The organism is Streptomyces sp. NEAU-YJ-81, from assembly GCF_017592595.1.
In the GTDB taxonomy this organism is placed as follows: domain Bacteria; phylum Actinomycetota; class Actinomycetes; order Streptomycetales; family Streptomycetaceae; genus Streptomyces; species Streptomyces hygroscopicus_B.
In genome coordinates this window covers 139,551-152,034 of sequence record NZ_JAGFNO010000016.1, presented here as the reverse complement: position 1 = coordinate 152,034, position 12,484 = coordinate 139,551, and the positions used below count along the sequence as shown (strand labels likewise).

Here is a 12,484-nt window from a genome sequence, read left to right as displayed (position 1 = left end):
GGTCCGGGCGGCCTCAGAACAGTTTGCCCGGGTTGAGCAGGCCGAGCGGATCGAAGACCTGCTTGATCCCTTGCTGCAACTCCACCCCCACCGGGCCCAGTTCCCGCGCCAGCCACTCCCGCTTGAGGACGCCGACGCCGTGCTCACCGGTGATGGTGCCGCCGAGTTCAAGACCCAGCGCCATGATCTCGTCGAACGACTCCCGGGCCCGCCGGGACTCGTCGGGGTCCGCCGGGTCGAAGCACACCGTCGGATGGGTGTTGCCGTCCCCGGCGTGGGCCACGACGCCGATCGTGAGGGCGTGCTTCTCGGCGATGGCGGCCGTGCCGTCGATCATCTCGGCGAGCCGGGAGCGGGGCACACAGACGTCGTCGATCATGGTGACGCCCTTGACCGCCTCCAGCGCCGGAAGCGTCATCCGGCGGGCCTGGAGCAGCATGTCGGACTCGGCGGCGTCCTCGGCCGGGACCACCTCCGTCGCACCGGCCGCCGTGCACAGCTCGGCGACGGCGGCGAGGTCGGGGGCCGGGTCCGGGGTGTCGAACGCCGCCATCAGCAGGGCTTCGGTGGACTCCGGGAGGCCCATGTTCCCCATCGCGTTGACCGCGCGGACGCTCGTCCGGTCCATCAGCTCCAGCAGCGAGGGGGCGTGGCCGCGCTCCATGATCCGGCAGATGGCGTCGCAGGCGGAGGCGGTGGAGGGGAACTCGGCGGCCAGGACGAGCTGTTCCAGCGGGGCGGGCTTGAGGGCGAGGACCGCGCCGACGACGATGCCGAGGCTGCCCTCGGAGCCGACGAACAGCCGGGTCAGGTCATAGCCCGCGACGCCCTTGGCGGTGCGGCGGCCGGTCTTCAGCAGCCGCCCGTCGGCGAGGACGACATCGAGCCCGAGGACGTATTCGGCGGTGACGCCGTACTTCACACAGCACAGCCCGCCGGACGCGGTGCCGATGTTGCCGCCGATCGTGCACTGCTCCCAGCTGGAGGGGTCCGGCGGATAGTAGAGGCCCTTCTCCATGACGGCCCGGGACAGGGTCGCGTTGATCACGCCCGGTTCGACGACCGCGATCCGGTCGACCGGGTTGATCTCCAGGATCCGGTCCATCTTGACCAGGGACAGCACGATGCAGCCCTCGGACGCGTTGGCCGCGCCCGACAGGCCGGTGCGCGCGCCCTGGGGCACGACCGGGACGCGCAGCGCGGTGGCGGTGCGGCAGACGTGCTGCACCTGCTCGACCGTGCGCGGGAGGACGACGACGGCGGGCGCGCCCGCCTCGCAGAAGCTCGCCATGTCGTGTGCGTAGGCCCCGGTCACATCCGGGTCGGTCAGCACGGCCTCCTCGGGGAGGCCCTCCCGCAGCAGCTCGATGAGGTCCGTCATGTGTCCAGCCTCGCACCCGGGAAGCGCGCGGGGAAGATCGCGGCAGCGGACGGGTTACCGCGAAATTGCCACGAGGAGGGCCCCGGGACAGGCGGCGAGGAGAGCCGCCAGGAGGGCCGCGCCTCGCGGGCTCTACTGCGCCTTGTAGTAGACGCTGACCTTACGGTCTCCGGCGGCGCCCGAGGCGAAGCCCATGCACAGCCGTCGGGGGCTGGAAAGCTGGACGGCCAGGCCCTCCGGCTCGCGGTAGCTCAGCGAGTAGGCGGCCTCGGTGCGGGCGCGCTGAACGAGTTCGCCGGTGCGCAGATCGATGCAGGAGACGTAGGTGTTGCCGTGGCCGGAGGGCGGGTTGGCGCCGTCCTCGTCGGTGTAGGCGGTGCCGGTCATCTGGTACGCGTAGTCGCCGAGGACCGTGAAGCCCTGGAAGACCTCGCCGTCCTCGACGCCGGTCTGGGGTATGTCGTCGTACACGGCGGTGTAGTCGCCAGCGCTGACCCCGGAGAGGCTCATCAGCCGGTAGCGGGCCTCGCCGCCGAGGCGGTAGCGCAGCAGCAGCCGGCGGTTGAGCATGTCGACGGCGGGCTGGTTGCTGGTGGAGCCCGCCACCGGGCGGTGCTTGACCAGCGAGGACGAACCGGACGACAGCACGGTGCCGTCGGCGAACTTGAAGCGGCTGATGGCGCGGCCGTAGCCGGAGTCGGGGTTGGCGTCCGACTCGGTCCACAGATACGCGGCGGAGCCGACCGGCTCGCAGCCCATCGCGACGCCGTGCCCGAATCCCTTGAGGTACATGGAGCCCAGCTCCGCGCCGGCGAGGGACAGCTTGGTGACGCACAGATCGCCGTGGGCGGCGCGGTCGGCGCCGGAGACGGGGGCGGATTCCCCGCTGAGCTGGATACCACCCTGCATCAGTTGGACGGTGTAGAGGTGGCCGCCCACGTCATCGAAAGCGAAGGACTGCAGCACGGTGGCGTTGTGCGGGGTCTTCTCGCGGATCAGCGGGGTGGAGGGCACCGACAGATCGAACCGGCCCCCCGCCACGGTGGCGGCCCCCGCGCGGGCGGCGAAGGCACCGAGCGCGCCGGCCGCGGCCACGCCCCCGCCGAGGGTGAACCTACGCCTGGTCAAACGACCCGCAGTGTACTTTTCCGTGTGCATTGATACTCAACAACTCCCATGCGATCACGCCGTGTTGGAGTGAACAGATCGCCGAGAGTGTAGACGGTGAGAAAGCGCTCCCGTTCAGGTGTTCGCATTTTCTGATACCGGCGGCACAACTGCACAGCTCAGTAGCGCCGAACGCCGACGAGACGAGGATGCGGCCCGGGCGGCCTCTCGCGCGGTCCCGCATCGCCGCCCGGCACGAGGCGATCACCCGCCCGCGAAGCTCTCAGCCCGACGTGGCCACTCCGCCGACGGCGCGCCTCACGGCCGTTCGCCGAGATGCCCAGACCCCCGGATCCGGTAGCCGACGGCAGGGACACCGGGACGGAGGCTCGTCAGCTCGCGGGAAGGAGATCGGCCACCCGGCCACGGACCCGGGTTTCGATCTCCTTTCCAAAAGACGGGATCCAGAATTTGGAGGATACCGAAGTCAGTGAGCGCTTGATTTATTTCTCAAGCTGTGAGCACAGCCTTTCAAGGATCGATCCCTGTGTTCACATTCTGATCCGCGTTGTCAAGCGCGATCAGGAACACATCTCACATCCCGATCTCGTTTCTTCGCCCGTGCCGTGCGGGTGTTAAGGTTCTTGCTCGTCCCGAGTTCAGTTCGCATGCTGTATCGGTGTGCCGTTCTCGGATTGCATGACCGACGCCTCCCCTCTCTCCGATGGGGGTTCGTCCTGGCCTTTTCCTCGAAACGAAGTGCGGCTTCTCTGTCTGCCGCTCGCTCGCCCGGGGAATTCTCCTGTCCTTTTTTGGAGCTTTGCAATGTCTGCTGGCAGTACGGTCACCCCCGCGTCCTCGCGGGGGGACACCACCACGTCGGAGATCTCGGCAGGAGGAGGCCGTCATCTAGGGCTCGCCCTCGTCGTGATCGCGGCCGCCCAGCTGATGGTGGTCCTCGACGCCACGATCACCAATATCGCCCTGCCCGCCATCCAGACCGACCTGGGCGTGTCCGACGCGAACCTGGCGTGGATCGTCAATTCCTACGCCCTGGCCTTCGGTGGCCTGCTGCTGCTCGGCGGCAAGGCCGGCGACCTGTTCGGCCGCCGGCGGATGTTCCAAGCGGGCATCATCGTCTTCACCCTCGCCTCGCTGCTGGGCGGACTCGCCCCGAACGAGGGGCTGTTGATCGGCGCCCGCATCCTGCAGGGTGTCGGCGCCGCGCTCGCCGCGCCCAGCGCCCTGGCCCTGATCACCACCACGTTCCCCGCGGGCAAGCCGCGCAACACCGCGATGGGTGTGTACGCGGCGATGGGCGGTGTCGGCGCCACGGTCGGCCTGCTGCTCGGCGGCACGCTGACCGACGTACTCGACTGGCGCTGGGTGTTCTTCGTCAACATCCCCATCGGCCTGGCCGTACTGGCCGGCACCCGCACCCTGGTCGAGGCCGAACGGCACCCCGGCCGCCTCGACGTGCCCGGCGCCGTCACCGGCACCGGCGGCCTGATCTCCCTCGTCTACGGCATCACACGGAGCGGCGAACACGGCTGGACAGGCGGTCTCACCCTGGCCTCCTTCGCGGCCTCCGCCGTACTGCTCGCCGCCTTCCTGTTCCTCCAGGCCCGGACCGCGGACCCGATGATGCCGCTGCGCCTGTTCAAGGACCGCAACCGCTCAGGCAGTTACGCCACGATGCTGTTCATCGGCTCCGGCATGTTCGCCACCTTCTACTTCCTCACCCTCTACATGCAGCTCATCCTGGGCTACAGCCCGGTCAGGACCGGCTTCGCCTACCTCCCCTTCAGCTTCGGCATGGCCGCCGCCGCGGGCATCAGCTCCAAGCTGGTCGCCCACCACGCGCCCCGGCTGATCGCCGGTCCCGGTCTGCTGGTCGCGGCCGGCGGCATGTTCTGGTTCGCCACCCTGGAGCCGGACTCCTCCTACGCGGCCCACCTCCTGCCCGCGATGTTCGTGACCGCCCTCGGCCTGGGCATGAGCTTCGTCCCGATGACGCTCGGCGCGGTCAGCGGGGTCGACCACCAGGACACGGGGGTCGCCTCCGCGCTGCTCAACACCGCCCAACAGATCGGCGGCGCCCTCGGCCTCGCCGTCCTCTCGACGATCTCCACGTCGGCCGCCGACGACAAGCTCCCCGAGGCGGCCGCCGGCCTCTACCGGGGCCTGTCCACCAAGGACTTCGCCCTGGTCGCCCGGGCCGGCGACGCGGTGACCCACGGCTACACCATGGCCTTCGTGGCCGCCGGCGCGATGTTCCTGGCGGGCCTGGCCGTCACCGCGTTCGCCGTCAACGCCGGCAGGCAGCACCACGCCGAGGGCGGCCCGGCCCCGGTGCACATGGGCTGACCCCCCGAACCCCCCGAACCCCCCGAACGGCGCGAGAACCGCCGCCTGCCCCGGTGAGCGGCGGCTCTCGCGCCCCCTGGAGGAGACCATGACGACGCGCACAGAACAGCCGGATCAGACCTCTTGATAAACGTGGCTGGAATGCGCACTCAGAGAGAGATCGAAGATAACGATTCAGCAATGCACTGGGGCGTATATGCGCTAGGGTTCGTATTGGAAAACGTCGTCCGTTGCCTTGCCTTCCGTCGCGCGATCCACGAACTGACCTGTCCCTTGCGTCAGCCCGTGCGCCGGTTTGGGTAGTGCGGGTCTCGCTCTGTCTCCTGTGAAAGCGGGAAACCACTTTGAGCAATCCCCCCACTCCCGAACACGAGATTCCACTCGTCGTCGCGGAACGGACCGAAGCAGCCGACGGCGTGGCCGTCCTGACCCTTCGCCACCCCCACGGTGAGCCGCTCCCGCAGTGGCAGCCCGGTGCCCACATCGAGCTGCTGCTCGACAACGACCTGGTCCGTCACTACTCGCTGTGCGGTGCCCCCGGTGACCGGTCGGCCTGGCGCATCGGTGTGCTGCACGCCCCGGAGGGCCGCGGCGGCTCGGCGTACGTGCACGCCAAGCTGCACGTGGACGCAGAGGTGCGGACACGGACACCGCGCAACAACTTCGCCCTGCGGCCGGCCCGGCGCTACCTGTTCATCGCGGGCGGCATCGGGATCACCCCGATCCTCCCGATGCCGGCGGCGGTCGAGGCCGCCGGGGCGCACTGGCGGCTGCTGTACGGCGGCCGGAGCCGTTCCTCCATGGCCTTCCTCGACGAACTGGCCGGGTACGGCGAGGCCGTGACCGTACACCCGCAGGACCGGCACGGTCTGCTCGACCTCGACGACTACCTCGGCGATCCCGACCCCGACACCCTCGTCTACTGCTGCGGCCCCGAGCCGCTCCTCGCCGCCGTCGAGGAGCGGTGCCGGGCGTGACCGGCCGGGGCCCTCCAGGTGGAGCGGTTCCAGGCCAAGGCGCAGGGCGTGCCTTGGCAGGGTGCCTTCGAGGTCGTGCTCGACCGGTCCGGGATCACCGTGCGCGCCGCGCCGGGCGGGCCGCGAGGCGGCGGCCCGCCCCGCGTGACGGTCAGAGGTTGCCGCGCTTCTCCTGCTCGCGCTCGATCGCCTCGAAGAGGGCCTTGAAGTTGCCCTTGCCGAAGCCCATCGAGCCATGCCGCTCGATCAGCTCGAAGAAGACCGTCGGCCGGTCCTGGACCGGCTTGGTGAAGATCTGCAGCAGATAGCCGTCCTCGTCACGGTCGGCGAGGATCTTCAGCTCGTGGAGGGTCTCCACCGGGACGCGGGTGTCGCCGACCCACTCCCCCAGGGTTTCGTAGTACGAGTCCGGGGTGTCCAGGAACCGCACCCCGGCCGCGCGCATCGCCCGCACCGTGGCGACGATGTCGTTGGTGGCGAGTGCGATGTGCTGGACGCCGGGGCCGCCGTAGAACTCCAGATACTCGTCGATCTGCGACTTCTTCTTGCCGACCGCGGGCTCGTTGAGCGGGAACTTCACCTTGCGGGTGCCGTCAGCCACGACCTTCGACATCAGCGCGGAGTACTCGGTGGCGATGTCGTCGCCCACGAACTCCTTCATGTTGGTGAAGCCCATGACGTTGTTGTAGAAGCCGACCCACTCGTCCATCCGGCCGAGCTCCACATTGCCGACGCAGTGGTCGATGGCCTGGAAGTTCCGCCGCGCGGGCGGGTCGACGATCGGCTCGGCCTCCGCGAAGCCGGGCAGGTACGGGCCGTCGTAGCCGGTGCGCTCGACGAGGGTGTGGCGGGTGTCGCCGTAGGTGCGGATGGAGGCCACCACCACCGTGCCGTGCTCGTCCTTGAGCTCATGCGGCTCCTCGATCCCGGCGGCGCCGTGCTCGACGGCGTACGCGTACGCGGCGCGCGCGTCCGGCACCTCCACCGCGAGGTCGATCACACCGTCGCCATGCTCGGCGACATGCTCGGCCAGGAAGCGGCCCCAGGCGCTCACCGGTTTGATGACGGAGGTGAACACGAAGCGGGCGCCGCCCGAGACGAGGACGTAACTGGCCGTCTCCCGGCTGCCCTTCTCCGGACCGGAGTAGGCGACGAGCTTCATGCCGAAGGCGGTGGCGTAGTAGTGCGCGGCCTGCTTCGCGTTGCCGACGGCGAAGACGACCGCGTCCATCCCTTTCACGGGGAACGGGTCGGCGTGCCGTGCGTCCCCCTGCTGCAGCATCTCTGTCGTCTCAGTCATACTTCGCAGCGTCCTCCCATGGTTCAAGGTGCGCAACACTTCGCGAAAACGCTGGTCAGTGTGTATAGCCGGAGCCATAAGCAATAGAGCATCCTGTACAGGGTGACTACCGTCACAGAGACCACGGAGACCTCAAGGGGGGACCGCATGGGAATCGACGGGCTCGACGCCCGCCTGATCGAGTTGCTCGCCGAGGAACCGCGGATAGGCGTACTGGAGGCGTCGCGCCGCCTCGGTGTCGCCCGCGGCACGGCGCAGGCGCGGCTGGACCGACTGCGGGCGCAGGGGGTGATCCGCGGCTTCGGCCCCGATGTGGACCCGGCGGCGCTCGGCTATCCGGTCACCGCGTTCGCGACGCTGGAGATCAAGCAGGGGCAGGGGCAGGATGTACGGGCCCATCTGGCGACCGTTCCGGAGGTGCTGGAGCTGCACACCACCACGGGCCACGGGGACATGCTCTGCCGGTTGGTGGCCCGCTCCAACGCCGACCTTCAGCGGGTGATCGACCTGGTGGTGGGGTTCGAGGGGATTGTCCGGGCCTCGACGGCGATCGTGATGGAGAACGCGGTTCCGCTGCGGATCATCCCGCTGGTGCGGCAGGCGGCGCTGGACTGAGGGCTGGGGCGCATAGAGGTTCCTGAAAAGGATCCAAAGACTCCATTGCAAAGAAAGTGTTGCAACTGAGTCTTTGCATGCTTACGCTGCCGCGCATGGCACAGAACGAAGAGCCTGCGCCCGACGACGTCCGGGTGCTCGACCCCCGCTCCCTGCGCGGGCTCGCGCATCCGCTGCGGATACGTCTGCTCGGGGCGCTGCGCGAGTACGGACCGGCCACCGCGTCCCAACTGGCCGACAGATTGGGCGAGTCCAGCGGCGCCACGAGCTACCATCTGCGACAGCTGGCCGCCCACGGCTTCGTCAAGGACGATCCGGAGCGGGGCAAGGGGCGGGAGCGGTGGTGGAAGGCGGCGCAGCGGGGCGTGCGGGTGGGTACCGACAGGTTTCTGACCAGCCCCGACCCGGCCGTACGCGGAGCAATGAACACCCTGCTTCACGAGTGGGCCACCATCCACGGCCAGGACCTGTCCACCTGGTTCAGCACCATGCACGACTGGCCCTCAGCATGGCGCAGCGCTTCGGACATGAGCGACTTCGCCATGCGTCTCACGCCCGAACTCGCCAGCGAAATGCGCGACAAGGTGCACGAAGTGATCGAGAGCTACCGCGAGAAGGAGGTGGACCGGGACACCGAGGGCTCCGCCCCGTACCGCGTCCATCTGCATGCCTTCCCGCGCGAAGAGGACTGACCGATCCCTGGGGGGAACGACATGTACGGCGACGAGATCCATCTGTGGCTCCACCGAATACGCGCCGAGCGTCTCCAGCATGAGGCTCACGAAGCGCCCCGGCGGCCCCACCGCCGCACCCGCCCCGCCCGCGCCCGGGCGCTGCGCGCCCGGCTCGGCTGGACGCTGGTGGAGGTCGGGCTGCGGCTGGCCACCCCACGGCTGCCGCAATCCGGTCTGACCGCGCGGTTCGACCACTGACATGACCGACGACACAGGAGACAGAGAGCGCCGGGGAAACAGCGGTGACCGAAGACCGCTCATGCTCGTCCTCGCCGCCAACACCGTTTCCATAGCGGGCAATTCGCTCACGCTGATCGCCGTCCCGTGGTTCGTCCTGGAGACCACGGGCAGCGCGGCCAAGGCCGGGTTCGTGTCCTTCTGCGCGACCCTGCCGGTGGTCGTCTCCGCCGTGATCGGCGGGCCGGTCATCGACCGGGTCGGCCGCAGGCGGGTCTCCATCGCCTCCGACGCGCTGTGCGGGGTGGCCGTCGCCACGATTCCGGTGCTGCACTTCGCCGGGCTGCTGCGGTTCTGGCAGTTATGTGCGCTGATGGCGTTCTGCGGACTGCTCCACGCACCGGGCGAGACCGCCCGCCAGGTGCTCGTCCCCGCGCTGGCCGAACGGGCGGGCACCACCCTCAGCCGCGCCGCCAGCTTCTACGACGGGGCCTCACGCGGGGCCCGGATGCTGGGCGCGGCGGTCGGGGGGCTGCTGATCGCGCTGCTCGGCCCGCCCTCCGTACTGCTGCTGGACGCGGCGACGTTCGCGGCCTCCGCGCTGCTGATCATGGCGGGGCTACGCGGGCTGCCCGCCGCCGCGCCGCGCAAGCCCGTCGTGCCGGTGTCCGCCCGCGCCTACCGCGCGGAGCTGCGCGAGGGGTACCGCTTTCTGCTGCACCATCGGCTGCTGCTGGCCATCGTGCTGATGGTCATGGTCACCAACGGCCTCGACCAGGGCCTGTCCTCCGTACTGCTGCCCGTCCACGCCGAGCGGCACCTGGGCGGTTCGGTGCAACTGGGGCTGCTCACCGCGCTGTTCGGCGGCGGTGCGCTGGTGGGGGCGCTGCTCTACGGGGCGGTGGGCGACCGCTTTTCGCGCCGGACCGTCTTCGCGGTGAGCTTCCTGGTGTGCGGGCTGCCGCGCTTCCTGATCGCCGCGTTCGTCCCCGGTGTGTCCCCGCTCGCCGTGACGATGGCGGCCAGTGGGGTCGCGGCGGGGATGCTCAACCCGATTCTGACCACGGTGACCTATGAGGCCGTCCCCGATGAGCTGCGCAGCCGGGTCTCAGGCGCGCTCACCGCGGGGGTGTGGGTGGTGATGCCGCTCGGCGGGCTCGCGGCCGGATGTCTGGTGGAGGGCGTGGGGCTGACCGCCGCCTTCCTGGTGACGGGCGGGGTCTACTTCCTGGCCACGCTCAGCCCGCTGGTCTTCCCGGCCTGGCGCGGGATGGACGAGGGGACGACGGTGGACGAGAGGACAGCGGTGGGCCAGAGGGCGGCGGTGGACGAGAGGACGGCGGTTGACCAGAGGACCGCGGCACCGCTCAGCAGTGCGGGACCGCGCCGCCCGACCGCAGCGCCCGCAGAGCCGTCACGGCACCCTTGAGGGTGGTGACGGGGATCAGCCGCAGCCCCTTGGGCAGTTCGGCGGTGGCATCGGCGCATTCGGCCTTCGGCACCAGGAAGACCGTGGCGCCGTCCCGCTTGGCGGCCTGCGTCTTCAGCGGAACCCCGCCCACGGCCCCGACCTTGCCCTTGGCATCGATGGTGCCGGTGCCCGCGATCGTCCGGCCACCGGTGAGATCGCCGCCGCGGCCGTCCCCGTCCAGCTTGTCGATCACGCCGAGGGAGAAGAGCAGTCCGGCGCTCGGCCCGCCGACGTCGGCCAGGCGCAGGGTGACCTTGACGTCGCGCGGGGAGCGGTGGAGATAGCCGAGCGCGGCGCTGGTGGCCGAGGACTGTGACTCCCGCATCTCCTCGGCGTTGTGCCGCTCGATCTCCTTGGTGGTGCCGCCGACGTAGACCGAGTCATGCGGCATGACCGCGCGATCGGTGGCGAACCATCCGCTGATCACGTCCTTCAGCCGCACGGTGGCGTCCGGGCCGGTGGCCAGGATCGTCGTCATCCGGAGCTGCCCGCTGGTCTTGCGGGTGCCGCTCCCCGAGACGCTGATCACCTGCTTGCCACGGTCGGCGCCGAGGACGTTCATGGTCGAACCGGGCTGGGCCACGGTGAACGGCAGCGGGGCGAACGCGGCCACCGCGAGCAGGGCGAGCACGGGCGCGGAGCAGAGCGCGAGGATGCGGGCGCGGGGGGAGACGGCAGGCATGGTGCGAATCTAGTTGACCGCCGGGACGGACGAGGCGCCACCCCGACCCCCGAAGCCCTGGCGGACGGCGGACGCGGGCCCTGTCGGGCGGCGGGCACGAGCCCTGACGGGCGGCGGGCACGAGCCCTGGGCGGGCAGCGGACGCGAGCCCTGACGGGCGGCGGGCACGAGCCCTGGGCGGGCGGCGGACGCGGGCCCTAGTGGGCCGGGCAGGCACGAGCCCTGACGGGCGGCGGGCACGAGCCCTGGGCGGGCAGCGGACGCGGGCCCTAGTGGGCCGGGCAGGCACGAGCCCTGGCGGGCCGGGCGGGTACGGACGGCTGGCTCAGCTCGTGGCGCCCGGCCGACGGGTGCAGGCGCGCGGCACCCGGCACCCGGCCTGGCGGCCGCGCCGACCCGCGCGGGCGGGGCGGGCCCAGTGGGGCCGCCACGGTCACGCCCGACACGGGTCCAGCGCCGCCGCCGGGCCCGGGCCGCCCGCGCGGCGGCGGTCGCGCCTTCGCGACGGCGCTCATCCGCGCCGCCGCTTCATCGGCCGCACCTCGCGGGGCGCAGCGCTGCCGCGCGCGGGTCGTCAGGTGCGGGGCACCCTGCTACCGGGCCCCGGCCGTCGCACCGCCACGCCCGGGCCACCCCGCCGCAGCGCGTTGTCCCCCGCCGGGACCGCGCAAAGCAGGCCCGGGTCGGCTGGGGCCCGCGGCCCCAGGCGGGCCGGGCCCCAGCGGGGTCAGGACCGGCGTGCCGCGCGGCCACGGCGCACCGCGTCCATCGAGGCCGCCGCCACGGCGTGCTGTTCCGCGCCGGGGCCGCGCCAGGCGCTCAGCTCAGGGCGTCCGAGACCTCTCGGGCCGCGTCGACGACCCGCGGGCCGACCCGGTCCGGTACCGAGTCGCAGAGCATGACGACCCCGACGCTGCCCTCTATCCCCGTCACCCCGATGAGCGGGGCGGCCGCGCCGCTCGCGCCCGCCTCCAGTTCGCCGTGGGTGAGGGCGTACCCGGGGTCGTCGGGGCGGCCGGCGCGGGCGGCGAGGATGGCGCGCCCGGCGGCGCCCCGGTCGAGCGGATGCCGGAATCCGGCCCGGTAGGCCACGTGGTAGTCGGTCCAGGTCGGCTCGACGACCGCGACGGCGAGGGCCTCGGTGCCGTCGACCAGGGTGAGGTGGGCGGTCGCGCCGACGTCCTCGGCGAGGGAGCGCAGCGCGGGCAGCGCCGCCTCCCGTACGAGCGGATGCACCTGGCGGCCGAGCTGCAGCACCCCTAGCCCGACGCGCGCCCGTCCGCCGATGTCCCGGCGGACGAGAGAGTGCTGCTCAAGGGTGGCCAGCAGCCGGTAGACCACGGTGCGATTGACGCCGAGCTTGTTGGACAGCTCGGTCACGGTCAGCCCGTGGTCGGTGTCGGCGAGCAGTTTGAGGACGCGCAGTCCACGATCGAGCGTCTGAGAGGTCTCCGCGGTCACGATGCCCCCTCCTCGGTGATGAGTGGCGGCTCTTCGTGCGGTACCCCGTCGGTCCCGACGACGGCGCGCGAAGAGGCCGCCGGTCGCGGTGGTCACGCACCGGCTGCGCTCCGCGGCGGCGCTGCCACGGGGCGTGTGCGTGCCCGAACGCTAGCGAGCCGGTCCGCTTTGCGGAAGGGTTTGTCCAGAATCCGAGCAGAGCTGCCAAAGAG

10 protein-coding genes and 1 pseudogene are annotated in these 12,484 nt (G+C 71.0%); 6 read left to right on the top strand and 5 right to left on the bottom strand.

Annotation, left to right across the window (positions count from 1 at the left end):
* Positions 1 to 13 precede the first annotated feature (13 nt).
* Together J5X86_RS29460 and J5X86_RS29455 are read right to left on the bottom strand one after the other, a co-directional pair.
* Positions 14 to 1,381 carry an FAD-binding oxidoreductase gene (locus tag J5X86_RS29460; RefSeq protein ID WP_119988994.1) on the bottom strand — a complete coding sequence of 456 codons (1,368 nt, stop codon included), beginning with the start codon at positions 1,379 to 1,381 and terminating at the stop codon, positions 14 to 16.
* A 132-nt stretch (positions 1,382 to 1,513) separates the two neighbouring features.
* Positions 1,514 to 2,509 (bottom strand): teichoic acid biosynthesis protein C, encoded by a 996-nt coding sequence (locus J5X86_RS29455; RefSeq protein WP_243981768.1) that lies wholly within the window; start codon positions 2,507 to 2,509, stop codon positions 1,514 to 1,516.
* 804 nt (positions 2,510 to 3,313) lie between these two features.
* Between J5X86_RS29455 and J5X86_RS29450 the strand changes: the two genes are divergently transcribed.
* Entirely contained in the window at positions 3,314 to 4,855 is a 1,542-nt protein-coding gene (locus J5X86_RS29450) for an MFS transporter (RefSeq protein ID WP_208519737.1), read from the top strand.
* Between the two features lie 344 nt (positions 4,856 to 5,199).
* Positions 5,200 to 5,949: pseudogene (locus tag J5X86_RS29445) on the top strand (ferredoxin reductase); the annotation flags it as partial.
* Between the two features lie 34 nt (positions 5,950 to 5,983).
* Here J5X86_RS29445 and hppD read toward each other — a convergent pair.
* Entirely contained in the window at positions 5,984 to 7,132 is a 1,149-nt protein-coding gene (hppD, locus tag J5X86_RS29440; RefSeq protein WP_208519736.1) for a 4-hydroxyphenylpyruvate dioxygenase, read from the bottom strand.
* 147 nt (positions 7,133 to 7,279) lie between these two features.
* On the opposite strand from hppD, the gene J5X86_RS29435 reads away from it, so the two are divergent.
* The 4 genes from J5X86_RS29435 to J5X86_RS29420 all read left to right on the top strand — a co-directional run bounded on the left by J5X86_RS29435 (position 7,280) and on the right by J5X86_RS29420 (position 10,087).
* The gene (locus J5X86_RS29435; RefSeq protein ID WP_014061065.1) at positions 7,280 to 7,747 is read left to right on the top strand and encodes an Lrp/AsnC family transcriptional regulator; all 468 of its coding nucleotides are present in this window, start codon (positions 7,280 to 7,282) and stop codon (positions 7,745 to 7,747) included.
* Between the two features lie 95 nt (positions 7,748 to 7,842).
* On the top strand, positions 7,843 to 8,439 hold the full coding sequence (locus J5X86_RS29430; protein ID WP_243981767.1) for a transcriptional regulator: 597 nt from the start codon (positions 7,843 to 7,845) through the stop codon (positions 8,437 to 8,439).
* Positions 8,440 to 8,460: 21 nt separating this feature from the next.
* Positions 8,461 to 8,679 (top strand): hypothetical protein, encoded by a 219-nt coding sequence (locus J5X86_RS29425; protein WP_208519734.1) that lies wholly within the window; start codon positions 8,461 to 8,463, stop codon positions 8,677 to 8,679.
* A 1-nt stretch (position 8,680) separates the two neighbouring features.
* Positions 8,681 to 10,087, top strand: coding sequence for an MFS transporter (locus J5X86_RS29420; RefSeq protein ID WP_208519733.1), 1,407 nt, complete (start codon positions 8,681 to 8,683; stop codon positions 10,085 to 10,087).
* Here J5X86_RS29420 and J5X86_RS29415 read toward each other — a convergent pair.
* Together J5X86_RS29415 and J5X86_RS29410 are read right to left on the bottom strand one after the other, a co-directional pair.
* Positions 10,026 to 10,811 (bottom strand): S16 family serine protease, encoded by a 786-nt coding sequence (locus J5X86_RS29415; RefSeq protein ID WP_208519731.1) that lies wholly within the window; start codon positions 10,809 to 10,811, stop codon positions 10,026 to 10,028. The genes J5X86_RS29420 and J5X86_RS29415 overlap by 62 nt on opposite strands.
* 819 nt (positions 10,812 to 11,630) lie before the next feature.
* Positions 11,631 to 12,272 carry an IclR family transcriptional regulator gene (locus tag J5X86_RS29410; protein WP_059144494.1) on the bottom strand — a complete coding sequence of 214 codons (642 nt, stop codon included), beginning with the start codon at positions 12,270 to 12,272 and terminating at the stop codon, positions 11,631 to 11,633.
* Between the last annotated feature and the right edge of the window lie 212 nt (positions 12,273 to 12,484).

Coding starts and splice junctions, on each gene's coding strand:
- J5X86_RS29430 (WP_243981767.1), top strand. CDS start 7,843: ATGGCACAGAACGAAGAGCCTGCGCCCGACGACGTCCGGGTGCTCGAC.
- hppD (WP_208519736.1), bottom strand. CDS start 7,132: ATGACTGAGACGACAGAGATGCTGCAGCAGGGGGACGCACGGCACGCC.
- J5X86_RS29425 (WP_208519734.1), top strand. CDS start 8,461: ATGTACGGCGACGAGATCCATCTGTGGCTCCACCGAATACGCGCCGAG.
- J5X86_RS29435 (WP_014061065.1), top strand. CDS start 7,280: ATGGGAATCGACGGGCTCGACGCCCGCCTGATCGAGTTGCTCGCCGAG.
- J5X86_RS29460 (WP_119988994.1), bottom strand. CDS start 1,381: ATGACGGACCTCATCGAGCTGCTGCGGGAGGGCCTCCCCGAGGAGGCC.
- J5X86_RS29450 (WP_208519737.1), top strand. CDS start 3,314: ATGTCTGCTGGCAGTACGGTCACCCCCGCGTCCTCGCGGGGGGACACC.
- J5X86_RS29420 (WP_208519733.1), top strand. CDS start 8,681: ATGACCGACGACACAGGAGACAGAGAGCGCCGGGGAAACAGCGGTGAC.
- J5X86_RS29415 (WP_208519731.1), bottom strand. CDS start 10,811: ATGCCTGCCGTCTCCCCCCGCGCCCGCATCCTCGCGCTCTGCTCCGCG.